We start from the raw sequence: 23,623 nt of genomic DNA, 5'->3' as shown, positions 1-23,623 counted from the left end.
GGCAGCCACCCTTGCCGGACCGGTCACAGCCCGGGCAGCCGCCGCAACCCTTGCCGGTGGTGGGTTGGGGAGCGGGCAGGCCCACGGCGGCCCGCAATCGGCCCCACCCAGCAGGAAACAGACGCGCATACCAGTAAATCGCGGCGGCGCAGACGATCAGCAGGGCAACAGCAAGTTCGAGCATCAGGGAACTCCCGTAAGGGCGCGGGTGATGTGATAGGTCAGGAACGCGGCCAGATAGGCCAGTCCGAACAGATATGCCGCAGCCCACAGAACGGTTTTGATCGATCCGGTCTCCCGCCGCATGACAGCCAGCGTGGAAATGCATTGCGGCGCATAAACATACCAGGCCAGCAGCGAGAAGGCGGTGGCCATGCTCCACTGCGTCGAGAGCAGCGGCAGGAGTTTGTCGGTCGCGCCGTCATCCGTGGCCCCGATGGCGTAGACGGTCGCCAGCGCGCTGACGGCCACTTCACGGGCCGCGAGACCGGGGATGAGCGAGACGCAGATCTGCCAGTTGAAGCCGATGGGCGCGAACACCCACTGCATCAGATGGCCGATTCGTCCGGCCAGACTGTAATCGATGGCCGCCCCCGGCGCGCCTGCGGGCGGCAGCGGGAAGCTCGACAGCGCCCAGAGCAGCACGTTCAGCGAGACGATGATCGTCCCCACGCGGGAGAGGAACATCACCGCGCGCTGCCACAGGCCGAGTGCCAGGCTCCTGAGGTTCGGGCGGCGATAGGGCGGCAGTTCGAGCAGCAGGGGGTGCTCTTCGGACTTTACGCCCCGTGTCATGACACGGGCCGCGATCACGCCGCTGACGATGGCCACGGCATAGAGCCCGAACAGCACCAGCCCCTGAAGCCCGAAAATCCCCAGGACGGTCCGGTGCGGCACGAACGCGCCGATCAGCAGCGTATAGACCGGCAGACGCGCGGAGCACGTCATGAGCGGTGCGATCAGGATCGTGACCAGACGGTCGCGCGGGTTCTGGATGGTCCGGGCCGCCATGATGCCCGGAATGGCACAGGCGAAGCTCGACAGCAGGGGAATGAAGGAGCGTCCGCTCAGCCCGGCCAGCGCCATGAGCCGGTCCAGCAGGAACGCCGCACGGGGCAGATAGCCGGATTCCTCAAGGGCCAGAATCCACAGGAAGAGGATGAGGATCTGCGGCAGAAACACGATGACCGTGCCCGCACCGGCAATCACGCCATCGGCCAGAAGGCTGCGCAGGATGCCGTCCGGCAATGGCTTGAGGACGATCTGCCCGAAAGTCGAGATCCCGCTGTCCAGCCCGTCCATGAGCGGCTGCGCCCAGGCGAAAACGGTCTGGAACATGACGAACAGCACGACCAGCAGAATGACCGGCCCCCAGACCGGGTGCAGGAACAGCCGGTCCAGCCGGTCGGTCAGGCGGTCCGTTCCCGCTGACGGATCGATAACATAAGCCGCCAGAAGCCGCCGCACTTCCATATGGGGATCGATCCCCGCCGGGAGCGGGGCCGGTGGAGCGGGAAGGGGCAGATCGAGAGCCTGAAGAAGAGGCATCACGCCCGCGCGGTTGAGGCTGACGACGGGGACGATGGGCATGCCCAGATCGGCCTGTAATCCGGCGACGTCAATTTGAAGTCCATGGCGGCGGGCTTCGTCCATCATGTTCAACGCCACGATGACGGGCAGGCCAAGCTGCTTCAGTTCCAGCAGAAAACGCAGATGCAGCCGCAGATTGGTCGCCGAAATGACGGCCACCAGCATTTCGGGCCGGGGTTCGGAGCGGTGTCGGCCCAGACAGACATCGCGCGTGACGTCCTCGTCGGGGCTGGTCGAATCAAGGCTGTAGGCGCCAGGCAGGTCCAGCACGCGGATTGCGCGGCCGTTGGGCGTTGTGAAGAACCCTTCCTTGCGCTCGACCGTCACACCCGCATAGTTCGCGACCTTCTGCCGACTTCCCGTCAGCTGGTTGAACAGGGAGGTCTTGCCGCAGTTCGGATTTCCGACGAGGGCGATATGCAGGCTGGGGGCGGGCGTCTGCGTCGAGGCTGTCGAACTCATGGAGATCAGGCGGCAGTCCGCAGACCCACGCGGGCGGCTTCCCCCCGGCGCAGGGCAAAGCGCGATGTTCCCAGGCGCACGGCGATCGGATCCCTGCCCATCGGCCCGGTCGCGAGCACCTGGACGGCCTCGCCGGGTACGAAGCCCAGCTCTTCCAGCCGTGTGGCGATCGGGTCCAGCGGCGCGCGCTGCTCGATCTTCTCGATCACGGCATGAGCGCCCTTGGGCAGTGTATCCAGATACAGCATCAGTTCGGTACCCCGGTAATATGGCGCGGGCTCAGCGGCGCGGACCTTTACCCTAGATAGGCGCATCCTGACCATCCGGGAAGGGGAGTGAGAATGATTTGCATCAAGAGCGCTACAGACTGAACGAAATCGCCGGTTTTATAATAAATTTTATGAAACCCGCCGTCAGGTGGAAAGGGCGCGCCAGAAGGACCCGGCACAACAGGAAAGACCTGACTGTCCAGAGATGAGGGGGATATGTTTTTCCTGCCGGGAGACTCGGTTTTTTCCAATTCCGAAACACGAGAGGATCTCGTTGGACTGGCAATTCCGGACGCAGGGGAGCATACACCCGCCTGTGAGCGCCGGGTTGGGCGGGCATGACCCCATGATGTTACGTTCGGAATGTCTGGCAGAGGGCGGATCCTGGAATGGCACTATCCCATAAAGAACAGGCAGTGGATGTCTGCGAGAGCGGCGCGACGCTGGACGATGACAGCCGGCGTATCGAACAGCCCCGCAAAAAGGCCCTGACGAACCGGGTCCGCCGGATCGAGGGGCAGGTCGGCGGGGTTCTCAACATGATCGAGAACGACCGCTACTGCGTCGATATCCTGACCCAGATCTCCGCCATCAAGTCGGCGCTGGATGGTGTGTCCATCCAGATCCTGTCGTCCCACGCCAATGGCTGTGTGCGCCGCGCGGTGCAGGAAGACGGTGGAGAAGACGCGATTGACGAACTTCTCCAGGTTGTCCGCCGGATGATGCGCTGAAGCGTCAGTGTTCCAGCGTTTCGCCGGGGGCGGCGTCTGGTTCGTCATACCCCATGTCCATGTGGCTCATGTCCATGCCGGGTATGGAGGAATTGGCGCAGGCTGCGGTGGTTGTGAAGAGGATGTCCGGTGCGAGAAGGGTCTTGCGCATGATGTGTGACTTTCCTGTATGTGGTGTCGGGATCAGAACCAGCTTCGGACGCCAAGGCTGAAGCGGACGGAGCCGGTGTCGTCGTGCCGGTCACGGGCGATCCGGCGGGCCTGGGTGAGATATCCGGAGTAGGTTACGGCCACGTAGGGCGCGAATTTCCGCCAGAGTTCGTAACGCAGGCGCAGACCGGCATCGACATCCGACAGGCCGGCGCCAGCCTGACGTGCGGCGTCGGACTTCGTGTAGAAGTTGAATTCCGCCTGCGGCTGAAGGATCAGGCGGTTGGTCAGCAGGAAGTCGTAAGATCCTTCCACGCGTGTGGCGAAACGTCCGCGATCGCTGACATAGGCCGTGGCCTCGAACTCGAACTCGTACAGCGCCAGACCCTGAATGCCGAACGCGCCCCAGGTGCGCGTCGGGCCGTCATCAAGGTCCATTCGCACGCCGCCCTGAAGGTTCCAGTAAGACGAGATGGAGCGCGTATAGAGGAGTTCATGGTCCCCATCACTCAGGCGGCCTTTTTCCAGCGTGCCTTCGGATTTGAGCCAGATCTTGTTGTAATCGCCACCGAACCAGGCTTCGCCATCCCAGCGGAAGTCAGTGCCGCCGGGTGCATAGCGGCCTTCAAGCTCGTTGAAAATGCCGTGCAACCAGGTGCCCTGGTCCATTGTGGGCTTGAAATTGCCGATATAGACGACAGGGGTGGCTTCGGGCGCATCGGCCGCATGATAGGTCAACTGGTCGGCGCGGGCTGTGCCGGACAGGGCGAGAACGGACAGGATCGCGAGGGCCGGAAGCGCGAGGGAAGGGGCGTGTTTCATGCCACGATCACCGTACGGAACATGCCCAGATGCATGTGATACAACAGGTGGCAGTGATACGCCCACATGCCGGGGGTATCGGCTGTCACGAGATAGCTCAGCTTCGAGCCCGGCTGGGAAATGACGGTGTGCTTGTAGGGGCGGTAGTCGCCCTGACCGTTTTCCAGTTCGCTCCACAGACCGTGCAGATGGATGGGATGCTCCATCATGGTATCGTTGATGAGCGTGATGCGCACGCGCTCGCCGAGTTTGAGGCGGATCGGCCCGGATTCCGAGAATTTCCGGCCGTTCATGCCCCAGATGTAGCGTTCCATGTTGCCCGTCAGATGCAAAATGATTTCCCGCGTTGGAGGGCGCGGATCCGCACCGGGGCGAGTGGCACGAAGCTGTTTGTAGTTCAGGACACGGCGCCCATTGTTTTCCAGACCGTCGCCGGGGCTGCCGGTGCGGTCGATGGGCATCATGGCACGCATCTGGTTTTCGACATTGAGGGGAGGGGGTCCAGGATCGTCCACTTCCATCCTCGGCATGGCCATGTGGCTCATATCCATGCCGTGCATGTCCATTCCGGCCATGTCGCCGTTCATTTTCGTGCCCTTCATGCTTTTGCCGGGCTTCATGTTCCCCATGCCCATATCGACCATGGTGCGGACGGGGCGCGGATCCATCGGCGGCAGGGGGGCGATCATGCCCTCGCGCGGCGCGAGGGTGCCGCGGGCGTAGCCGGTGCGGTCTTCGCTCTGGGCGAAAATGGCATAGGCGCGCTCGTCCTTCGGCTGAACGATGACGTCGTAGGTTTCCGCCACGCCGATGCGGAACTCGTCTATGGGAACGGGTTCGATATCGTTGCCGTCGGCCTGTACGACCAGCATTTCGAGCCCTGGGATCCGGACGTCGAAGAACGTCATGCTGGAGCCGTTGATGAAGCGCAGGCGTACTCTTTCGCCAGGCCGGAACAGGCCGCTCCAGTTCATGTCCGGGGCGTGGCCGTTCAGTGTGTAGGTGTAGATCGCGCCCGAGACGTCTGCGATGTCGGTCGCGGCCATGCGCATTCTCGACCATGTCAGACGGTTCGCGAGGGCCGCGCCCGCGCTTCCGGCCTCGCGCGCTTCCTTCGGGAATGACGCGGCCGTGCGCTGGCGGAAGACGTAATAGTCGTCCTGCATCTTGAGATTGCTGACGATGTCATCGGGCATGACATCCGTCCATTCGCTCAGGAAGATCACATAATCGCGGTCGCACGCGTTCGGGTCCGGGCGGCTCGGGTCGATGACCAGTGCGCCATACAGGCCCATCGCTTCCTGCATCCCCGAATGGCTGTGATACCAGTAGGTGCCGCTCTGATGGAGCCTGAAGCGGTAGGTGAAGGTCTCGCCCGGTGCGATGCCGCCGAAGCTCAGCCCCGGGACGCCGTCCATGTTGGCGGGCGTGCGGATGCCGTGCCAGTGGATCGAGGTGGGTTCGTCCAGCGTGTTGGTGACGTTGATGTTGACGGTATCGCCCTGTCTGAAGCGCAGGATCGGGCCGGGTACCGTACCGCCAACGGTCGGGGCGTGCATGGTTTTGCCATCGAGCGAGATGCGCGTGTGTCCGACTTTCAGATCCCACCGGTCAGAGGGATGGGAGGGGATGATGCCGGAAGAGGCGCCGGAAGAGGCACCGGAAGAGGGCCTGGACGGGAACGCATGTGAGGTGTGGGGCAAGGCGGCCAGAAGGCCGCCTGCGCCAGTCCCCGTCACGAAACGCCGTCGTGTCAGGCCGCCCCGGATATGGGACGGAAAGGTCATGATGAGAAATCCGCGAAAATGACAGAGAATCAGGCCCTGAATGCCGATTTCCGGCAGCAGGACGGGTTCACGCCCGTCAGGCGTGTGTCAGATCGCGCGGGGCCTGGGAGGTGGAGAGGCGGGTATCCAGTCCATGCCGTTGAAACGGTTCTGTACGTGGAGTGCAAAAGCGCTGGATGCCGTATGGTCAGGGCGGGACGGATGAATGGATGTCAGCGTCAGCATCGGCTCCGTCGAGACCGTGTGCGTATGACAGCAGCCATCGGAGGACGGTTGCGGATGGGGGATCGTCTGGAATGCTGTCGTCGTGCAGCAACCGGCCATATCGGCGTTCTGATGATGCGCCATATGGTGCATGCTCATGTGCCGGGGCGGCTGGGTCTGTGATGTGGCCTGCGCCGTGGACACGCCCAGCATCAGCCCGACCTGCATCAGCAGGCAGGCCAGCAGGCCGATCCAGATCCGGGCATGTGTCCTGAGCATCAGAAATCCCAGAAAAAGTAAGAAACAGGACAATACGGTTCCTGAAACAGGAGATGTTTTATACCTGCCAGGGGGATAAGGGAAGATTATTTTGCCCAGCGGAAAACCGCTCGTCGGATTTGTTCCGTTTTTAATATGAAACATACCCTGCCGGGGAATCAATTCCTTCAATGTGCCAGCGGTCAGTGGCAGTTCAACTTTCCCGCCGCCCTCCGAAGCTTCATAATCACCCAATCAGTCTCGATCGCGAGAGCGCTGTTTTTTCTGCACTTGAAAATAGGGTGTTGGGGTATATCTCTTATTGACCTTGCTGAACCTTCCTAGCCGACAGGATCCTCTCCAGATGTCAGAAACGATCAGTTTCCCCGTCGGTGGCATGACCTGCGCCGCGTGCGCCGCCCGGATCGAAAAAATGCTCAACCGTCAGAACGGTGTGAAAGCGACTGTCAATTTCGCGTCCGAAAGAGCGCAGGTCACTTTTGAAAATACTGCGTCCTCTCTCGAGAGCGTGGTGGCGGCCGTGCGTCGTGCAGGATTTTTAGTGGACGAGCAGAGTCTTGACCTGTCCCTGTCGGGCATGACCTGCGCCGCCTGCGCCGCACGGATCGAGAAGATCCTGAACCGTCAGCCTTCGGTGCGGGCCAGCGTGAATTTCGCGGCCGAGCGCGCACATATCAACTATATTCCCGGCGTGGTCGAACCGGCAGATCTGATCGGGACGATCGAAAAGGCTGGTTTCGGCGCGGCGCGCCTCGATGAGGGCCCCCGCGAGGACCCCAAAGCCAAGCGGGCCGCCATCTGGAAGCGTGAGCGCAACCGTTTCATCCTGACGCTCATCCTGTCCCTGCCGCTTTTTGCCGAGATGGTCGGCATGTTCTTCGGGCGTATGATCGTGCCGGTTCCGGCGCAGTTCCTGTTCGCGACGATCGTGCAGTTCGTCTGTGGCGCGCATCTGTATCGCAGGGCCTGGAACGCCGTGCGTGGCGGTTCGGCCAACATGGATGTGCTGGTCGTGCTGGGAACGTCCATTGCCTGGCTGTTCAGCGCGGTCGTCATGGTGTTCGGACTGCACCAGCATGTCTATTTCGAAGCCAGCGCCTCGATCATCACGCTGATTTCGCTCGGCAAACTCATGGAGACCCGTGCCAGGAACAGGGCCAGCGCCGGGATCGAAAGCCTGCTCCACCTTCAGCCGCAGATCGCGCATGTCGAGCGTGATGGTGTGATTGTGGATCGTGCGGTCGCGGATGTGCATGTCGGGGACATTTTCGTCGTCCGTCCGGGCGAGAGCGTGCCGGTGGATGGCGAGATTATCGAGGGAGCATCCGAAGTCAACGAGTCCATGCTGACGGGTGAGGGCGTTCCGGTTCTCAAGGAGGCCGGCAACGGGGTCTTTGGCGGAACGATGAACGCCAATGGCGCGCTGCGTGTCCGGGCGACCGGGGTGGGCGCGGATACGGCGCTGTCACGGATCGTGAAAATGGTCGAGCAGGCGCAGGGCTCCAAGGCCAATGTGCAGCGTCTGGCCGACCGTGTTTCCGGCATTTTCGTCCCTGCCGTCATCGGGATCGCCGTTCTCACCTTCCTGATCGGCTGGGCCGTGACCGGCTCCGCGACATGGAGCCTCGTCTCGGCGGTGTCCGTTCTGGTTATCGCCTGTCCGTGTTCGCTGGGTCTGGCCACGCCGACGGCCATCATGGTCGGGACGGGGCGTGGAGCGCAGTGTGGCATTCTGTTTCGTAACGCCGATGCGCTGGAGCGGGCCGAAAAGCTCAAGACCATTATCGTCGACAAGACGGGAACCCTGACACAGGGCCGTCCGACGGTCGTTGCGGTGCATCCGGCGGCCGGAGTGTCGATGGAGACACTTCTGGGTGTCGCGCATGCCCTTGAGGTTAATTCCGAACATCCACTGGCCCGCGCCATTGTGGACTATGCGCGGAATCATGGCGTCGCTTCCTCTGTCATCGCAGAAGATTTTCAGGCGGTGCCGGGTAAGGGCGTCGTGGCCCGGTTCGGCGGAGAGGAAGCGCATCTGGGCTCGCCAGCCTTCATGCGGGCGAGTGGTCTGGATCTGTCCGCGTTGCCCGTCGCCGCGCTGGAAAGCGAGGGGAATACCGTCATCGCCGTGGCGCAGGGTGGTCAGGTTCTGGGCATCATCGCACTGGCGGATGAACTGCGGGCCGATGCCGTGGCGACTGTGAAGGCTCTGAAGGCCCGGGGCATCCGGGTCGTGATGCTGACGGGCGACAATGAACGTGCGGCCTCGGTTGTGGCGCGGCAGATTGGCGTGGATGACTATCTGGCCGGCGTGCTGCCCGAGCACAAGGCGGAGGACGTTGCGAAATACCGCGCGCAGGGCGGTCTGGTCGGCATGGTGGGCGATGGCATCAACGATGCGCCGGCCCTGGCCGCCGCCGATGTCGGCTTCGCCATTGGCGCGGGCTCTTCCGTTGCTCTCGATACGGCCGATGTCGTGCTGATGAAGAGCGAGATGACGGGTGTTCTGGATGCGATTTCCCTGTCCAGCGCCACGCTGTCAAAGATCCGGCAGAACCTGTTCTTTGCGTTCATCTACAACATTCTGGGTCTGCCGCTGGCGGCTTTCGGGGTGCTGAACCCGATCGTGGCGGGTGCTGCCATGGCCATGAGTTCCGTCTCCGTGGTCAGCAACTCCCTGCTGCTCAATCGCTGGAAACCGGTCTCCGGCCAGTCCTGACATGGGCTCTTCCGGTTGCGGTCACTGCACCCGGAACGGGAGTTTCCTGCGGGCGAAATCGAGCATGGTCGTCGCGCCATGCCCCCACAGGCCCAGCGGTTCGCTGCTGCCGATATGGCCGACAGCGCCCGCTTCCAGAAAATCCGACTGCCACTGTCCGGCCAGCGCGCGTGCGCGCGGAAGGGACAGCCAGGGGTCATTACTGCTGGCCATGATCGCGGTGGGCACGGGCAGGGGCATGTGGGGAAGCGGGCCGAAAGAGCGGATGCGCGTGACGTCCGGATGCGTCGTCTGGTCAATATCGGCAGGCGCGACCAGAAACGCCCCGGCCACGCGCTGTCCACCATGCCGGCTCAGCCATGTCGCGCTCAATACGGCCCCGAGACTGTGGGCGATCAGGAAGACCGGGCGTGAGGATGTTTCGACCGCAGCGGTAAGCGCTGCGTCCCAGTCTGCGGGGCTGGGCGCTTCCCAGTCCATCTGATGGAGACGTTGCAGACCGTAAGCCTGTTCCCAGTGGGACTGCCAGTGATCCGGACCCGAACCGAACAGGCCGGGAACCAGCAGCAGTTCGACCTGCTGGCCGAGGCGCTGGAACGCGCCGGCGATCTGCTGGCGGCCCGTATCAGGCAGGCCATGTGTCGCCCATGCGGGATCGAAAGATGTCGGACGGCCGGAAAACAGGTTCATGACGTTATCTCCTCTCAGCCGTCCCGACTCTTCTTCAGGAGAGCGGAACAGGACTTCGAGTTAATAACGAACACAAACGAGCATTAAATAAAATAACTTTTGTTTATGGTTGTTTTATTAACCCTCAGGCCAGCCCGTCGAAGAGCTGCGTGGAGAGGTAGCGTTCCGCAAAGGACGGGACGATGGCCACGATCGTCTTGCCACGGCTGGAGGGCTTGCGGGCCAGTTCCATTCCCGCAAACAGCGCGGCCCCCGAGGAAATTCCGATGGGAATCCCTTCAACCGCTGCACATAGTCGTGCCGTTGCCACCGCTTCCTGCTCGGAGACCTCGAACACCCCGTCCAGCGCCTTGAGATCCAGCGTATCGGGCTCGAAACCCGGGCCGATGCCCTGAATGCCATGCGGGCCGGGCTCATCGCCATGCAGCACGGCACTTTCGCGCGGCTCCACACCATAGACCTTGATGGATTTGCGGTGTTTCTTGAGCCCGTGGGCAATACCAGACGCCGTACCGCCCGTTCCCAGACCGGCCACGACCATATCGACCTTGCCTGCCGTATCTTCCCAGATTTCCTGGGCCGTCGTGGCTTCATGCACGGCCGGGTTGGCGTCGTTTTCGAACTGGCTCGGCATCCAGGCGTCCGGCAGGGTGCGGTTGAGCTGCTCAGCGCGTTCGATGGCGCCGGCCATGCCACGGGATGCAGGGGTCAGTTCCGTGTCCGCGCCCATCAGGCGCAGCATCTTGCGGCGCTCGGTTGAGGCATTTTCCGGCATGGTAACGATCAGGCGGTATCCCAGCGCCACGGCGGCGAAAGCGAGCGAAATGCCGGTATTACCCGAGGTCGGTTCGATCAGGACGGTGCGGCCCGGCGTAATCAGGCCGCGCGCTTCGGCATCCCGCAGCATGGCCACGCCAATCCGGTCCTTGACGGAGCCGAGCGGGTTGAAGAATTCCAGCTTGAGGAGCAGCCGCCCGTTGAGATGCTCACGCTGGGTCAGATGTGGCAGCGCGACCAGCGGTGTGCCTCCGACCGTCTCCAGAAAGGAGTTGAAAACGCGTCCCCGGGGGGCGGCATAACCTTCGAACGGGGCGGGGGACAGCGGAACCTTCTTGCTCATGGCCTCACTTAACATGGGAAATGGGGAAAAGGGCAGACGGTAAATGATGATTTCTGTTACAACGAAACAATAGCGTTATTATGGGCGTGGCGTCGATATCACATCATGTTCATGCGTTATATGTTGACGGCACGCTACAGGCCGTCGTATCTGACAGTCTCCAGTGGCATCCACAGCAACGGGACCAGTCGGTCAATGATGTGTCGAATGTGTAGCACGCAGCGCAAACGCTGCTCCGCTTCAGGTCCGGAGGCAAGTGTCTCCGGCGTGTCATAACGCCCGACAACTGGACTGTCGGGCTCTTTCTTCAGGGTCCGGCATCATGCTTGGTTCAACAGTCATCGAAATCAACGGCGTCTTCCTCGGCGCGGCCATTCTGGTCAGCGAAAGCGGGGCGAGACGCTTCTACGCCGCGCATGACAGCGTGCGCGCGCTCCACAACGAACTCCTTCCCGATTTGGTCGCGCTTCAGCAGCGCATCCGTCTGCATGTGCGCAGGCCAGCCTATCAACTGGTCTGATTGACAAAGACCCCCTTCTGTCCGGGCCCGTTCGTGCTGTAGAACAAAAAAGATCACGAACCGGAACGGATTGGAGCAGGCGTGGAAGGAAGTTATCGGCGGATTATCCGCGCTGTTCTGACGCGCCGCGATGGCGCCTTCGCGGCCCTGCTTCTGGTTTCCATCGTCCTCGCCTGCCTGTCCGCTCCGCTTTATGCGTCGTTCAACGGGATTGACCCGTTTTCCTCCGACATTGCGGGCACGACGATCCGGAACGGGCAGCGCGTTGACCTCATGCAGCCGAATGACAATCCGCTTCATCTGGGGCTCAGTCCGATCGGACCAGACTGGCGGCCGGGGCCGTATGCACTTGGGGCGGACTCGCAGGGGCGTGATGTTGCGGCGCGCGTCCTGTATGGCGGGCGTAATTCGCTGCTGATTGCGGCCGCGTCTGCGACGTTCTGCCTGTGTCTGGCGGCCTGTATCGGGATCTGTGCGGGGTATTTCGGTGGCTGGATCGATCTGATCCTGTCGCGCATTCTGGATATGCTCTGGGCGATCCCGGTCTATCTGTTCGCAATTTCGCTGTCCGTCGTCACGGTGGGGCATGGCATCCGGCTTGGGCCTGTGACCATCGGGGCGGATAATCTGCTGATCCCGATCGGGATTATCGCACTGGTCTATGTGCCCTATGCGGCGCGACCATTGCGGGCACGGGCGTTGAGCCTGTCGCAGGCCGGGTTCGTGATGGCGGCGCGGGGAATGGGGGCGTCGGACTGGCGTATCCTGTGGCGGGAAATCCTGCCGGGACTGACGCCGACCATGGCCGTTCTGGCTCCCCTGGTGATGGCGCTGTGCATGCTGGCGGAATCAGCACTGTCTTTCCTGTCGCTGGGTGTGCAGGCCCCGGCGGCGTCCTGGGGGACGATCATTCAGGACGGGGAAGGGCTACTCTATACGCGGCCCATGGTGGCCATCGTGCCGGGGCTGGCGATCGTTCTGACCGTTCTGGCGCTCAATGTTCTAGGCAATGCGCTGCGGGACCAGCTTGACCCGAAAGGAGCAGGCCGATGATCCGCAGTCTGGCTTCCCGGACCGGGCAGATGCTGCTGGTCATTTTCGGAATTTCCGTTCTGGTGTTCTGCATTTTCTTTGCCACACCGGGGGCAGACCCGACAGCGCGGATTGCAGGGCGCGGGGCCAGTCCGCAGGTCGTGGAACGCATCCGCGCGGAATACGGGTTCGATCGACCACTGCCCGTGCAGTACGTGAAGATGATGGAAAAGCTGTTCGTCACCCGGGATCTGACGTCTTTCGTCAATCACGGGCAGCGGGTCGTTCCGGAAGTGTTGCAGGCAGCACCCGTGACGCTCTCGCTGGTGTTGTGGGCTGCGTTTTTCTGGGTCAGCGGATCGTTGGTGTTCGGGATTGCTTCGGCTGTTCTGCGCGATAGTTGGGTGGACCGGCTGCTGATGGTTCTGGGCCTGATTGGCCTGTCCATGCCGGTGTTCTGGCTCGGCGAGGTTGTCAATCTCGTCACGCAGAGCCGCTGGCATGACACATTCCTGTTCCGCTGGGTGCCACCACTCGGATATGTGCCGTTTTCGCAGAGCCCGTGGGGCTGGGCGACGGCGCTGTTCCTGCCGTCCCTGACGCTGGCGGTGTGTTTTATCGGTCTATATGCGCGGGTCCTGCGTTCCGAACTGCTGACCGCCATGGGCGAAGATTCCATCCGCACGGCGCGCGCCAAGGGCGCGGGACCGGTGCGCGTCTGGCTGTGGCATGGTCTGCGACTGTCTTGGCTGAGCTATATTTCGCTGTTCGGGCTGGATTTTGCGCAGCTTCTGGGCGGTGGCGCGCTTCTGACGGAAGTTGTGTTCGCCATGCCGGGCGTGGGGCGGCTGACCTATCAGGCACTGGCAACGCTCGACCTGCCGCTCATCATGGCGACAGTCATGTATGCCGCCGTGTTCGTCGTCATCGCCAATGCGCTGGTGGACGGGCTCTATGCCCTGCTGGACCCGCGGATTATGGAGGGGCGGCATGGGCGCTGACGCTCTTTTAAAGCTGCATCACCTGCATCTGGAACTGCCGGATGGGACGGCCCTGCTGGAAGACGTGTCCCTGACCGTGCGGCGTGGGGATGCGCTTGGCGTGGTGGGGGAGTCCGGGTCGGGGAAAAGCCTGACGGCCATGAGCGTGATGGGGCTGCTGCCGGGGCTGAAAGCCTCAGGCTCCATCGGTTTTGAGGCGCGCGAACTGCTCGGGATGAAAGATCGGGAGTGGCGGCGTCTGCGTGGTGCGGGCATGGCCATGATCTTTCAGGACCCGATGACGGCGTTCCTGCCGGTGCGCTCCATTGGCGCGCAGATTGATGAACAGATCCGCCTGCATGAGCGCGTCAGTCGTCGTGAGGCGCGGGCGCGGACCGTGGCTCTGCTGGGGCGGATGGGCGTGCCCGATCCGGAAGCAGCGGCGAAGCGTTATCCGCACCAGCTTTCCGGCGGTCTGCGTCAGCGTGCCATGATCGCGATGGCGCTGTCCTGTGGTCCCGCGCTTCTGATCGCGGATGAGCCGACCACGGCGCTCGATGTCACGGTGCAGGCGCAGATTCTGACGTTGCTGTGCGAAATCCGCGATAGCGGGGCGGGTGTGATGCTGATTACGCACGATATGGGCGTCGTGGCGCAGACCTGCACGCATGTGGCGGTTGTCTATTCAGGGCTTGTGGTGGAGCAGGGGCCGGTTGCGGCGGTGATGGCGCGGCCGCTGCATCCCTATACGCAGGCTTTACTGGAGGCGATTCCGCCGCTGGATGGTCCGAGGCCGGATGCGCTGCCGTCCATTCCGGGACGGCCGCCGGCTCCGGATGCGCGGCCGGAAGGGTGTGTTTTCGCGCCCCGCTGCCGGTTTGTGCGGCCGGACTGTGCTGTCCGTCCTGCGTTGCGTGAACCGGAAGAAGGGCGGCGCGTGGCCTGCGTGCTGTACGACGCATGACCATCCTGCTTGAAGCGAAAAACCTCAGCAAACAATACCGCCTGTCGCACGGGCAGACCCTGCGCGCCGTGAGCGATGTGTCGCTGGTCGTGCATCGGGGAGAGGCTCTGGCGCTGGTCGGGGAGTCCGGCTGTGGCAAGTCCACACTGGGCCGGACGCTGATCGGACTAGGAGCGCCGAGTTCGGGTGACGTGTTCTTTGAAGGGGAGCGGATTTCCGGCCTGTCGGACCGGGCGCTGCGCCGCTGGCGGCCGCGGATGCAGATGGTGTTTCAGGATTCGTCCTCGACGTTCAATCCGCGCCGCACCATCGGTGAGACGCTGGCGGAACCGATGCGGATTCATGGGCGGACCGGCATTGCCGAACGGATCGCGGCGCTGCTGGAGCAGGTTGGTCTGTCGTCGTCCGTTCTGTCCCGCTATCCGCATGAGTTTTCGGGCGGGCAGCGGCAGCGTCTGAACATTGCGCGGGCCCTGATGCTGGGGCCGGATCTTCTGGTGGCGGATGAGCCGACATCGGCGCTCGATGTATCCGTGCAGGCGCAGATCGTGAATCTGCTGCGGGAATTGCGTAATTCGCTGGGCGTGGCGTGCGTGTTCATCTCCCATGACCTGGCGGTCGTGCGGCAGATGGCGGACCGGATTGCCGTCATGTATCTGGGGCGGATCGTGGAGGAAGGGGACGTGCTGGCGGTTCTGCAAGCCCCGGCCCATCCCTATACGCGGGCCCTGCTGAACGCTGTGCCCCGTCCGGACCGGCCCTTGCCGCCGCCGCTCAAAGGCGACGTGCCAAGCCCGATCCATCCGCCGCAGGGCTGTGCGTTTCATACGCGCTGTCCGCTGGCCCAGCCGCGATGCGCGCAGGAACGGCCGGAACCGCACAGGATCGTGGAAGGGCGGACGGTCGCCTGTCATTATCCACTGCTCTAGAAAAGGCAACGCTTCGTTCCGATCTTGGATATAGACGGCAACGCCTGCCGTGGGGCACAGAAGTCTGCACGCCCCCTCGTATTTTTTGCCTGAGATTCCGCCCGATGCGCCAGACTGTCCGTTTTTATCTGGGGGAAGACCTCTGCACACTCAGGGATCTGTCCCCGACGCTGACCCTGCTGGACTGGCTGCGCGACCGTGGTCGGACTGGCACGAAGGAAGGCTGCAATGAAGGCGACTGTGGGGCGTGTACGGTGCTGGTTGTCCGGCTTGAGGACGGGCGGCTGAACTGGCGGGCGGTCAATGCCTGCATTCAGTTCGTCAGTATGCTGGACGGCGCACAGGTCTTTACGATCGAAGACCTGGGAACGGCCGATGCGCCGCATCCCGTGCAGAGTGCCATGGTTGAGCAGCATGGTTCGCAATGCGGATTCTGCACGCCGGGTTTCATCATGTCGATGGCCGCTTATCGCAAGGCCGAAGGGGCCTCGACGGACGATCAGGCCATTGATGATGCACTGGCCGGCAATCTGTGCCGCTGCACCGGCTATGCGCCGATCGTGCGGGCCATGAAACAGGCAATGGCGGCCGGGCCGGACCGTTTCGATACGCAGGTGGCGGCGATTTCTGAACGTCTGACGGCGTTGCAGGACGGGGAAAGCGTCCGGCTTGAAGGGTCTGAAGGCACGCTCAGTATTCCGGCGTCTGCGGATGATCTGGCGGAGATCCTTCTGGCCGATCCGGAGGCGACCATTGTCGCGGGCGCCACTGATGTGGGGCTGTGGGTGACGAAGGGGATGCGTCGTCTGAAGCATGTCGTGCCCATCGGGCGCGTTCCGGAACTGCGCGCTCTGACCAGAACGGCTGACGGACTGCGGATTGGCGCTGCGGTGACGTATCAGGACGCGCGCCCGGCCATTGCGGAGCTGCTTCCGGATGCGGGGGAAATGATCCGTCGTCTGGGCTCTACGCAGGTGCGGAACAGCGCCACGGTCTGTGGAAATATCGCCAATGGCTCCCCGATCGGGGACGGCCCGCCGATGTTCATCGCGGCCAACGCGACGCTGCATCTGCGGCGCGGGACGGAGCGTCGGTCCATTGCGCTGGAAGACTATTTCATCGCTTACGGAAAGCAGGACCGGCAGCCCGGCGAGTTCGTGGAGGCGCTGACCATTCCGATACCGGCACAGAACGCGCAGTTCCGGGCCTATAAGATTTCCAAGCGCTTCGATCAGGATATTTCCGCTGTCCTCGGCGCTTTCATGATCGAAACGGACGATCAGGGCCGGATTACTGCGGTCCGGCTGGCCTATGGCGGCATGGCGGCCACGCCGAAGCGGGCATCTGGTGCGGAAGCTGCATTGCTCGGACAGGTCTGGGATGAAAACGCGCTTGAGGCAGCGCGGTCGGCGATTCTGGAAGATTTCTCGCCGCTGACCGACATGCGCGCGAGTGCATGGTACCGGCAGACCGTCGCTGCCAACCTACTGACGCGGTTTTTTGAGGAAACGACGGGGGGCGGTCAGGCGCGCCTCGCCCGGACGGGAGGGCTGGCGCATGTCTGATTTCGTTCCGGGCGCTGCTTCGACCAGCATGAAGCATGAGAGCGCATTACTGCATGTGACGGGGCAGGCAGCATATATTGATGACTTGCCCGAGCCGCGCGGGACGCTGCATCTCGTGCCGGGGCTGAGCACGAAGGCCCATGCGCGGATCGTGTCGATGGATCTGGATGCTGTGCGTGCCGCGCCAGGCGTCGTGTGTGTACTGACGGCGGATGATGTGCCGGGTGAGAACCAGATCAGCCCGGTTCATCGGGAAGACGAGCCGCTTCTGGCGACGGATCATGTCCATTTCTGGGGGCAGGTGATGTTCGCCGTGGTGGCCACCTCGCGTCAGGCGGCGCGTCAGGCCGTACGTCTGGCGAAGATCGATTATGAGGAAAAGCCTGCGATCCTGAACATCGCGCAGGCGCGGGAGAATGGCAGCCCGATGGTCTGGCGCTCCCTGATCATGCAGCGCGGGGATGTGGAACGGGGTCTGAAGGCCGCGCCGCGCCGTCTGTCGGGGCAGATCGAGATTGGCGGGCAGGAGCATTTCTATCTGGAAGGGCAGGCCGCGCTCGCCCAGCCCGGAGAGGCCGGGGAGATGCGCGTCTGGTCCTCCACGCAGCATCCGTCCGAGACGCAGCATCTGGTCGCGGCCGTGCTTGGGCGGCCGCATCATCTGGTCACGACGGAAGTCCGGCGTATGGGTGGCGCGTTCGGCGGCAAGGAGACGCAGGCCAATGCCTGGGCCTGTCTGGCCGCCATAGCCGCTGACCGGACGGGGCAGGCCGTCAAGGCACGTCTGGATCGCGATGATGACATGATGGCGACCGGGAAGCGGCATGATTTCCTGATCGACTATGATGTCGGCTTCACCGATGAGGGCGATATTCTGGCCGTGGACATGGTGCTGGCCGCGCGTTGTGGCTGGGCGGCGGATCTGTCCGGACCGGTGACGGACCGGGCGCTGTTTCACGCCGATAATGCCTATTTCTATCCCGATGTACGGCTGAAATCCGAGCCTTTGCGGACCAATACCCAGTCCAACACCGCCTATCGCGGTTTTGGTGGACCGCAGGGGATTGTGGCGGCGGAACGGGTAATCGAGGAAGTCGCGTTTGCGACCGGTCTTGATCCTGTGATGGTCCGACTGCGCAATGTTTATGGGACCGGGACACGCAATCTCACGCCGTATCACATGACGGTGGAGGACTCGATTACGGCCGAGATCCTCACGAAGCTGGTCGAGCGCTGTGACTATCAGGCGCGAAAAGCCGAAATCCGGGCGTTCAACCGCACCAGCCGGATCATCCGTCGCGGCATTGCGCTGACGCCGGTGAAGTTCGGCATTTCGTTTACGGCCACGCATTACAATCAGGCCGGCGCGCTGGTGCATGTCTATACGGACGGCTCGGTTCAGGTGAACCACGGCGGGACGGAAATGGGGCAGGGGCTGCACACCAAGATGGTGCAGATTGTCCTGCGCGAATTCGGCCTGACGGCGGATCGCGTCCGAATCACGGCCACCACGACCGGGAAAGTGCCGAACACGTCCGCCACGGCGGCATCTTCGGGGGCGGATCTGAACGGCATGGCGGTGCTGGATGCGGTGCGCAAAATCAAGGATCGGATGATCGTTTTTGCCGTTGAGAAGTGGGGCGTTGCGGCTGAAGACGTCCATTTCCGGCCCGATGGCGTGCATGTCGGCGGGGAGGTCATGACCTTTCAGCAGCTTGCCTGGCAGGTCTATTTCGCGCGGGTCTCGCTGTCTTCGAACGGGTTTTACAAAACGCCGAAAATCTCCTGGAATCCCGCGACCGGGCGGGGGCGGCCATTTTTCTATTTCGCCTATGGTGCGGCCTGTGCGGAAGTGTCGGTCGATCTGCTGACGGGCGAGCACAGCATCGACCGCGTGGATATCCTGCATGATGCCGGGCAGTCCCTGAATCCGGACATCGATATCGGGCAGATCGAAGGCGGCTTCGTACAGGGGGCGGGCTGGCTGACGACGGAGGAACTGGTCTGGGACGGGGCCGGACGTCTGCGGACCCATGCGCCCAGCACCTACAAGATCCCGGCCTGTTCGGATCGGCCGCGGATTTTCAATGTGGAGCTGCTGGAGAACGCGCCGAACCGGGAGGAGACGATCTTTCGCTCCAAGGCCGTGGGGGAGCCGCCTTTCGTACATGGGGTTGCGGTTCTTCAGGCTATTTCAGACGCGATTGCCAGTCTGGACGACTATCGTGCCTGTCCGAAACTGGATGCGCCAGCCACGCCGGAGCGGGTTCTGAAAACCCTGATGGCGTTGCAGGAGCGCGCCGTCATGAAAACAGGCTGACCATGCTGGCCGATGTTCTGCGCTGGCGGTCGGAAGGGCAGGAGATGGTGCGTCTGACCGTCATTCGCGCGAAAGGATCGACCCCCCGTGAGGAGGGCGCGTTCATGCTCCTCACCTGCACCGAACAGAGCGGCACGATCGGCGGCGGCCGTCTGGAATGGGACTGCATGGCGGAGGGGCGCGCGCTTCTGGCATCGGGGGGAGAGGCGGTCGAGCGCCATATTCCGCTCGGCCCGGCCATCAATCAGTGCTGCGGCGGGGCTGTCACGATCCGCATGGAGCGGGTGGATGATCCTGCCGCTCTTGAGGCCGAACTCCGCGCTGACCGGGAAAAGTTGCCGCAACTGCTGCTGTTCGGAGCCGGGCATGTGGGCCGTGCGCTCGCCCGGTCTCTGGCGCTTCTGCCGCTGCGGCTGGTCTGGGTCGATGCGCGGGAGGACGAGTTCGGGACCGTGCCGCCGGGCGTGGAGGCAGTGGTTACGGAACAGTGGGAGGCGCTTGTGCAGGGGGCTCCTGCCGGATCGGGCGTTCTGGTGCTGACGCAGAGTCATGCGCTGGATGCGCTCATTACGGGGGCTGCGCTGGAGCGGGGCGACCTGAGCTATGTCGGCATGATCGGGTCGCGGACCAAGCGCAGACGGTTCGAGAGCGCGTTCCGCCAGATCGACATTCCGCAGGAGCGGATTGACCGTCTGGTCTGTCCGATCGGGGATTTCGGCGTGCGGGACAAGCGCCCGGAGGTGATCGCCACATTCGTGACGGCTGAAGTCGCGGCCCGGATGCTGTGCGAAACAGATAGCGCGCTGGAGACGCGATAGAAGACGCGATTCCGGAACGCGGCGTTTCAGATACCAGCAATGTTACATTCGCCCCAATCCTGTCACGAATGCGAAGCTGACAAGGGGTGGAGTTCCCTTGCTTTCCGAATATCACATAAAGTTGATGTAACGGCGGGTGCGTCCGGCTTCATCCTTCTGCTTATCCTCTGGGCATGAGCATGCAGCACCGGATTCAGCAGACTGTCGCAGTCCCGCCTTCCTCACATGAGAAGTTGAAGCGACGGAGACCCAGACCCCGGCTATCCCGTGTCCGCGAGAAGGGCCTGATGCTGGGCGTTCTGGTTCCGGTTTTTCTGGCTCCGGCTCTTCTTGCCCTGAACATCGGCTCTGCGAACGCGGCATCGATGGACGGCGCCAGTGCCGCGCCAGCCCTTCAGCCTGAAGGTCTGCCGGCTGCTGATACCGCTTTTGTGGATGATCTGGAAAAACGGACTTTCAACTGGTTCTGGGAAACGGGTAATCCGAAGAACGGCCTTGTGCCGGACCGTGCGCCGCTCCCCAATGGAGCGGCAAGCATCGCAAGTGTCGGTTTCGGGCTGACGGCTTATGGCATTGGTGTGGAACGTCATTATATCACGCGCCAGCAGGCTGTTGACCGGACGCTGACCACGCTTCGCTTTCTGGCCTCCCTGCCGCAGAACGACCATGTCTCCGGGGCCGCCGGTTATCATGGCTTCTTCTATCATTTCCTTGATCCCAACACCGGCCTGCGTGTTGCGGACTGGTCCGAACTCTCCAGCATCGATACGGCCCTCCTGATGGGGGGGGTGCTCTTCTCACAGTCCTATTTCGATCATGACACGCCGCGGGAGAAGGAAATCCGCGATATCGCGGACAGACTGTATCGCCGGATCGACTGGACCTGGATGAAGGCGCATGGCCCGTGGCTCAGCATGGGGTGGATGCCGCCGCATACGTTCCTGCCGAGTGACTGGAAGGGCTATAACGAGGGCCTGATCATTTATCTTCAGGCGCTCGGTTCGCCGACACATCCGCTGCCGGCCACGACCTGGAAGGCGTGGACCGCGACCTATGAAAACCAGTGGGGTGACTTCCAGGGCCACAAACTGCTGAATTTCGCGCCGATGTTCGGCCATCAGTATAGTGAATCCTGGATTGATTTCCGGGGTGTGCAGGATGCGTGGGACCGGGCTCATAACGTCGATTATTTCCAGAACGGGCGTGAAGCCGCCTATGCCCAGCGGGCCTATGCGCAGGCCAATCCGGGCGACTGGAAGGGTTACGGGCCCAATATCTGGGGTCTGACCGCCTGTGATGGTCCGGGCGATGCGCAGCAGGTCTATGACGGCAAGAAGCGTCATTACCTGGCCTACAGCGCGCGCGGTGCGGGGCGCGATTACATTCTGGATGACGGCACGATTGCGCCGACGGCCGTGGGTGGGTCCATCGCCTTTGCGCCGGAAATTGCCCTGCCGGCGCTCAAGGAAATGCGCGCCCGTTACGGGGACCGGATTTACAACAAATATGGGTTCCTCGACGCTTTCAATCCGTCCTTTGCGGACCAGAAAAGCTACTGGGTCGATGGGCAGCAGCTTGGCATCGATCAGGGGCCGATCCTGCTGATGCTGGAAAACTGGCGCAGCGGCCTCGTGTGGAACACGATGAAGAAGAACGCCTATCTGCGGGCCGGGCTGGAGCGCGCGGGCTTCGAGGGCGGATGGATGCGGACCAAGACGGCGACATCCAGGCCGGTTGGCCAGTCTCTCTGACCAGTCTTTCTGAACTGTTCTCTCTGAACCGGAGTTGCATCCCGAGCGTTTCTCACCGATCACTGATGTCAGAGCATTTTTGTGAAAGGAGAGCATCATGCGTCTCATTCTTGCCCTGCTTCTGCCCTGGCTGCAGTTCTTCACCATCGGCCGTCCGTTTGCCGGTCTGGTGTGCCTGCTCCTTCAGGTCACGGTGATCGGCTGGATCCCGGCGGCCATCTGGTCGGTTTATGCGCTGAGCCAGTATAACACCGATCGCAAGATCGCCGCCGGTCGCGGCTGATGCTCCGGATGTGAAAAAGCCCCCGCTCCGCAGGGAAAGGGGGCTTTTTGGTGCCGTAAAGAACGGGATCAGCGGCCGATATTGCGCAGGGTGACGCCCTGATTGAGCTTGGTTTCGATGGATTCCAGGGACACGCCCTTGGTCTCCGGAACAAAGAACAGCACCATGAAAATGAAGAGCGCATTCAGCCCGGCATAGAGCCAGAAGGTATGCGAGGCCCCCAGCGTCGTGAGCAGGCCGAGGAACGTGGCGCCCACCACCATGTTCGTGACCCAGTTTGTGACGGTCGAGCAGGTGATGCCGAAATCGCGTCCTTGTAGCGGCATGATTTCCGAGCACAGTACCCAGACCAGCGGACCGGCAGAGAACGCGAAGCCCGCGATGAAGCACAGCAGGACCGAGATCGCGAGGTAATGCGACAGGTCCGTATTGCCGGCGGCGCCCGACATGATGGTCGCCAGAACCGCGAGGCCCGCCGACATGATGGCAAATCCCGTGATCAGCATCGGACGACGGCCCCAGTTGTCGGCGAAAGCAATGGCGATGAACGTGGCAAGCCAGTTGACCACGCCGACGATTGCCGTGCCCCATATCTGGCCGCTCGATCCGAAGCCGACTTCCTGGAAGATGCGCGGAGCGTAGTACATGACCACGTTGATGCCCGTGAGCTGCTGCATGACCTGGAGCGCGATGCCGAGGAGGACGGCGCGGCGGAAGTTCCGGTTTTCAAGGAACATCGCCAGACCGCGCTGACGGTCATGGATCTGCCCCTGAATGTCGCGGATTTCCTGATGGGCAAGCTCGGGGTTGTGACGCAGTTCCTTCATGATCGACAGGGCTTCGTCGTGACGGCCGCGCAGCATCAGCCAGCGCGGGCTGTCGGGCAGGAAGAACGAACCGATCAGGAAAAACGTGCCGGGAATGGCCATGATTCCCAGCATCCAGCGCCACGAGCCGCTGTAGGACAGGATGGCGTTGGACACGAAGGCCAGCAGGATGCCCAGCGTAATCATCAATTGGTACATCGACACCAGACTGCCGCGTCGCGAAATGTCCGAGACTTCGGAAATGTACAGCGGAGCCACGAAGCTTCCGATACCGATCGCCAGACCCAGCATCGCACGTCCGATGATCAGTTCGGACACAGAGGATGCCAGGGCGCAGACGAGTCCTCCTGCCACAAACAGGAATGCGCTGAAGATCAGGGAGCGGCGGCGTCCGAACGCATAGGACATGCGGCCTGCGCCCACGGCCCCCACGGCAGCGCCGAACATCATGGACGACACGATCCAGGACTGTTCAAAATCGGTGGCGTGGAACTCGTCGCGGATGAACCCGAGTGCGCCGGAAATGACCCCCACATCCAGCCCGAACATCAGACCTGCAATCGCAGCCAGAGCCACGGCGAACATCATGCGCCTGACCATGGGCGCTTTAACGGCTCCAGAGGGAGGGGCGGAGGACGGAGCAGAAGAGGGAGAGGGGTTGAGCACTGTGTCGCTCATGACGGGAAAACTCCGGCGACCCGCAGGGTAGACCTGTCAGGGGAAAAAGCAGAAAAAACCGGACAGGGCAGCCTGTGTCGGGGATCAGGGATGAGGGCTCTTCTGTGGCAGGCACAATGATTCGCCATCTTGA

Annotated in this window: 22 protein-coding genes; 12 read left to right on the top strand and 10 right to left on the bottom strand. The window is 62.6% G+C overall.

Annotated elements, in window-relative coordinates; genetic code table 11:
* The 3 genes from GFJ39_RS04230 to GFJ39_RS04220 all read right to left on the bottom strand — a co-directional run.
* Nucleotides 1-184: hypothetical protein (locus GFJ39_RS04230; RefSeq protein WP_194285281.1), on the bottom strand; the 184-nt coding region annotated here is incomplete at its 3' end.
* Nucleotides 184-2,052, bottom strand: coding sequence for a ferrous iron transporter B (gene feoB, locus GFJ39_RS04225; protein ID WP_153430094.1), 1,869 nt, complete (start codon nucleotides 2,050-2,052; stop codon nucleotides 184-186). The genes feoB and GFJ39_RS04230, both read right to left, overlap by 1 nt.
* A 5-nt stretch (nucleotides 2,053-2,057) precedes the next feature.
* Nucleotides 2,058-2,300, bottom strand: a complete 243-nt coding sequence (locus GFJ39_RS04220; RefSeq protein WP_153430125.1) for a FeoA family protein — start codon at nucleotides 2,298-2,300, stop codon at nucleotides 2,058-2,060.
* A 410-nt stretch (nucleotides 2,301-2,710) separates the two neighbouring features.
* On the opposite strand from GFJ39_RS04220, the gene GFJ39_RS04215 reads away from it, so the two are divergent.
* The gene (locus GFJ39_RS04215; RefSeq protein ID WP_153430092.1) at nucleotides 2,711-3,052 is read left to right on the top strand and encodes a metal-sensitive transcriptional regulator; all 342 of its coding nucleotides are present in this window, start codon (nucleotides 2,711-2,713) and stop codon (nucleotides 3,050-3,052) included.
* A 4-nt stretch (nucleotides 3,053-3,056) separates the two neighbouring features.
* Here GFJ39_RS04215 and GFJ39_RS04210 read toward each other — a convergent pair whose 3' ends face one another.
* From GFJ39_RS04210 to GFJ39_RS04195, 4 genes are all read right to left on the bottom strand, one after another.
* Nucleotides 3,057-3,203 carry a hypothetical protein gene (locus tag GFJ39_RS04210; protein WP_153430090.1) on the bottom strand — a complete coding sequence of 49 codons (147 nt, stop codon included), beginning with the start codon at nucleotides 3,201-3,203 and terminating at the stop codon, nucleotides 3,057-3,059.
* A gap of 32 nt (nucleotides 3,204-3,235) precedes the next feature.
* A complete protein-coding gene (locus GFJ39_RS04205; protein ID WP_153430088.1) occupies nucleotides 3,236-4,024 on the bottom strand; it encodes a copper resistance protein B in 789 nt (262 codons plus the stop codon).
* A complete protein-coding gene (locus GFJ39_RS04200; RefSeq protein WP_153430086.1) occupies nucleotides 4,021-5,811 on the bottom strand; it encodes a copper resistance system multicopper oxidase in 1,791 nt (596 codons plus the stop codon). Before GFJ39_RS04200 ends, GFJ39_RS04205 begins: the two co-directional genes overlap by 4 nt.
* An 87-nt stretch (nucleotides 5,812-5,898) precedes the next feature.
* Nucleotides 5,899-6,294 (bottom strand): hypothetical protein, encoded by a 396-nt coding sequence (locus GFJ39_RS04195; RefSeq protein ID WP_153430084.1) that lies wholly within the window; start codon nucleotides 6,292-6,294, stop codon nucleotides 5,899-5,901.
* Between the two features lie 343 nt (nucleotides 6,295-6,637).
* Here GFJ39_RS04195 and GFJ39_RS04190 point away from each other — a divergent pair, with 343 nt between their 5' ends.
* Nucleotides 6,638-9,013: a heavy metal translocating P-type ATPase gene (locus GFJ39_RS04190; protein WP_153430082.1), complete on the top strand. Its 2,376-nt coding sequence runs from the start codon at nucleotides 6,638-6,640 to the stop codon at nucleotides 9,011-9,013.
* 21 nt (nucleotides 9,014-9,034) lie between these two features.
* Here GFJ39_RS04190 and GFJ39_RS04185 read toward each other — a convergent pair whose 3' ends face one another.
* Both GFJ39_RS04185 and cysK read right to left on the bottom strand, forming a co-directional pair.
* Complete coding sequence (locus GFJ39_RS04185; RefSeq protein ID WP_153430080.1) at nucleotides 9,035-9,703, bottom strand: RBBP9/YdeN family alpha/beta hydrolase; 669 nt, start codon at nucleotides 9,701-9,703, stop codon at nucleotides 9,035-9,037.
* 124 nt (nucleotides 9,704-9,827) lie between these two features.
* Nucleotides 9,828-10,823 carry a cysteine synthase A gene (gene cysK / locus GFJ39_RS04180; protein ID WP_062446695.1) on the bottom strand — a complete coding sequence of 332 codons (996 nt, stop codon included), beginning with the start codon at nucleotides 10,821-10,823 and terminating at the stop codon, nucleotides 9,828-9,830.
* A 322-nt stretch (nucleotides 10,824-11,145) separates the two neighbouring features.
* Between cysK and GFJ39_RS04175 the strand changes: the two genes are divergently transcribed.
* The 10 genes from GFJ39_RS04175 to GFJ39_RS04130 all read left to right on the top strand — a co-directional run bounded on the left by GFJ39_RS04175 (nucleotide 11,146) and on the right by GFJ39_RS04130 (nucleotide 21,985).
* Entirely contained in the window at nucleotides 11,146-11,343 is a 198-nt protein-coding gene (locus tag GFJ39_RS04175) for a hypothetical protein (RefSeq protein ID WP_153430078.1), read from the top strand.
* A gap of 102 nt (nucleotides 11,344-11,445) precedes the next feature.
* Nucleotides 11,446-12,396: an ABC transporter permease gene (locus tag GFJ39_RS04170; protein WP_325062825.1), complete on the top strand. Its 951-nt coding sequence runs from the start codon at nucleotides 11,446-11,448 to the stop codon at nucleotides 12,394-12,396.
* Complete coding sequence (locus GFJ39_RS04165; protein WP_153430076.1) at nucleotides 12,393-13,376, top strand: ABC transporter permease; 984 nt, start codon at nucleotides 12,393-12,395, stop codon at nucleotides 13,374-13,376. The genes GFJ39_RS04170 and GFJ39_RS04165 overlap by 4 nt, the downstream gene beginning before the upstream one ends.
* Nucleotides 13,366-14,319 (top strand): ABC transporter ATP-binding protein, encoded by a 954-nt coding sequence (locus GFJ39_RS04160; RefSeq protein ID WP_153430074.1) that lies wholly within the window; start codon nucleotides 13,366-13,368, stop codon nucleotides 14,317-14,319. The genes GFJ39_RS04165 and GFJ39_RS04160 overlap by 11 nt, the downstream gene beginning before the upstream one ends.
* Complete coding sequence (locus GFJ39_RS04155) at nucleotides 14,316-15,248, top strand: ABC transporter ATP-binding protein (protein ID WP_153430072.1); 933 nt, start codon at nucleotides 14,316-14,318, stop codon at nucleotides 15,246-15,248. Before GFJ39_RS04160 ends, GFJ39_RS04155 begins: the two co-directional genes overlap by 4 nt.
* Nucleotides 15,249-15,352: 104 nt before the next feature.
* Nucleotides 15,353-16,813 carry a xanthine dehydrogenase small subunit gene (xdhA, locus tag GFJ39_RS04150; protein ID WP_153430070.1) on the top strand — a complete coding sequence of 487 codons (1,461 nt, stop codon included), beginning with the start codon at nucleotides 15,353-15,355 and terminating at the stop codon, nucleotides 16,811-16,813.
* Nucleotides 16,806-19,133: a xanthine dehydrogenase molybdopterin binding subunit gene (gene xdhB, locus GFJ39_RS04145; RefSeq protein WP_153430068.1), complete on the top strand. Its 2,328-nt coding sequence runs from the start codon at nucleotides 16,806-16,808 to the stop codon at nucleotides 19,131-19,133. The genes xdhA and xdhB overlap by 8 nt, the downstream gene beginning before the upstream one ends.
* A 2-nt stretch (nucleotides 19,134-19,135) precedes the next feature.
* Complete coding sequence (gene xdhC, locus GFJ39_RS04140; protein WP_153430066.1) at nucleotides 19,136-19,951, top strand: xanthine dehydrogenase accessory protein XdhC; 816 nt, start codon at nucleotides 19,136-19,138, stop codon at nucleotides 19,949-19,951.
* A 287-nt stretch (nucleotides 19,952-20,238) separates the two neighbouring features.
* Nucleotides 20,239-21,702, top strand: coding sequence for a glucoamylase family protein (locus GFJ39_RS04135; protein ID WP_407645859.1), 1,464 nt, complete (start codon nucleotides 20,239-20,241; stop codon nucleotides 21,700-21,702).
* Between the two features lie 97 nt (nucleotides 21,703-21,799).
* The gene (locus tag GFJ39_RS04130; RefSeq protein ID WP_153430062.1) at nucleotides 21,800-21,985 is read left to right on the top strand and encodes a YqaE/Pmp3 family membrane protein; all 186 of its coding nucleotides are present in this window, start codon (nucleotides 21,800-21,802) and stop codon (nucleotides 21,983-21,985) included.
* 68 nt (nucleotides 21,986-22,053) lie between these two features.
* Here the strand turns inward: GFJ39_RS04130 and GFJ39_RS04125 are convergent, their stop codons facing one another.
* The gene (locus GFJ39_RS04125) at nucleotides 22,054-23,490 is read right to left on the bottom strand and encodes a sugar porter family MFS transporter (protein ID WP_153430060.1); all 1,437 of its coding nucleotides are present in this window, start codon (nucleotides 23,488-23,490) and stop codon (nucleotides 22,054-22,056) included.
* Between the last annotated feature and the right edge of the window lie 133 nt (nucleotides 23,491-23,623).

The sequence above is a fragment of the Gluconobacter aidae genome, assembly GCF_009547075.1.
Taxonomy (GTDB): Bacteria; Pseudomonadota; Alphaproteobacteria; order Acetobacterales; family Acetobacteraceae; genus Gluconobacter; species Gluconobacter aidae.
The sequence above is the reverse complement of the archived record's forward strand: the minus strand, read 5'-3'. Positions and strand labels throughout refer to the sequence as shown.

Coding starts and splice junctions, on each gene's coding strand:
- xdhC (WP_153430066.1), top strand. CDS start 19,136: ATGCTGGCCGATGTTCTGCGCTGGCGGTCGGAAGGGCAGGAGATGGTG.
- GFJ39_RS04200 (WP_153430086.1), bottom strand. CDS start 5,811: ATGACCTTTCCGTCCCATATCCGGGGCGGCCTGACACGACGGCGTTTC.
- GFJ39_RS04210 (WP_153430090.1), bottom strand. CDS start 3,203: ATGCGCAAGACCCTTCTCGCACCGGACATCCTCTTCACAACCACCGCA.
- GFJ39_RS04190 (WP_153430082.1), top strand. CDS start 6,638: ATGTCAGAAACGATCAGTTTCCCCGTCGGTGGCATGACCTGCGCCGCG.
- GFJ39_RS04125 (WP_153430060.1), bottom strand. CDS start 23,490: ATGAGCGACACAGTGCTCAACCCCTCTCCCTCTTCTGCTCCGTCCTCC.
- GFJ39_RS04205 (WP_153430088.1), bottom strand. CDS start 4,024: ATGAAACACGCCCCTTCCCTCGCGCTTCCGGCCCTCGCGATCCTGTCC.
- GFJ39_RS04155 (WP_153430072.1), top strand. CDS start 14,316: ATGACCATCCTGCTTGAAGCGAAAAACCTCAGCAAACAATACCGCCTG.
- GFJ39_RS04175 (WP_153430078.1), top strand. CDS start 11,146: ATGCTTGGTTCAACAGTCATCGAAATCAACGGCGTCTTCCTCGGCGCG.
- GFJ39_RS04165 (WP_153430076.1), top strand. CDS start 12,393: ATGATCCGCAGTCTGGCTTCCCGGACCGGGCAGATGCTGCTGGTCATT.
- GFJ39_RS04195 (WP_153430084.1), bottom strand. CDS start 6,294: ATGCTCAGGACACATGCCCGGATCTGGATCGGCCTGCTGGCCTGCCTG.
- xdhA (WP_153430070.1), top strand. CDS start 15,353: ATGCGCCAGACTGTCCGTTTTTATCTGGGGGAAGACCTCTGCACACTC.
- GFJ39_RS04220 (WP_153430125.1), bottom strand. CDS start 2,300: ATGCTGTATCTGGATACACTGCCCAAGGGCGCTCATGCCGTGATCGAG.
- xdhB (WP_153430068.1), top strand. CDS start 16,806: ATGTCTGATTTCGTTCCGGGCGCTGCTTCGACCAGCATGAAGCATGAG.
- cysK (WP_062446695.1), bottom strand. CDS start 10,823: ATGAGCAAGAAGGTTCCGCTGTCCCCCGCCCCGTTCGAAGGTTATGCC.
- GFJ39_RS04215 (WP_153430092.1), top strand. CDS start 2,711: ATGGCACTATCCCATAAAGAACAGGCAGTGGATGTCTGCGAGAGCGGC.
- GFJ39_RS04135 (WP_407645859.1), top strand. CDS start 20,239: ATGCTGGGCGTTCTGGTTCCGGTTTTTCTGGCTCCGGCTCTTCTTGCC.
- GFJ39_RS04130 (WP_153430062.1), top strand. CDS start 21,800: ATGCGTCTCATTCTTGCCCTGCTTCTGCCCTGGCTGCAGTTCTTCACC.
- feoB (WP_153430094.1), bottom strand. CDS start 2,052: ATGAGTTCGACAGCCTCGACGCAGACGCCCGCCCCCAGCCTGCATATC.
- GFJ39_RS04160 (WP_153430074.1), top strand. CDS start 13,366: ATGGGCGCTGACGCTCTTTTAAAGCTGCATCACCTGCATCTGGAACTG.
- GFJ39_RS04185 (WP_153430080.1), bottom strand. CDS start 9,703: ATGAACCTGTTTTCCGGCCGTCCGACATCTTTCGATCCCGCATGGGCG.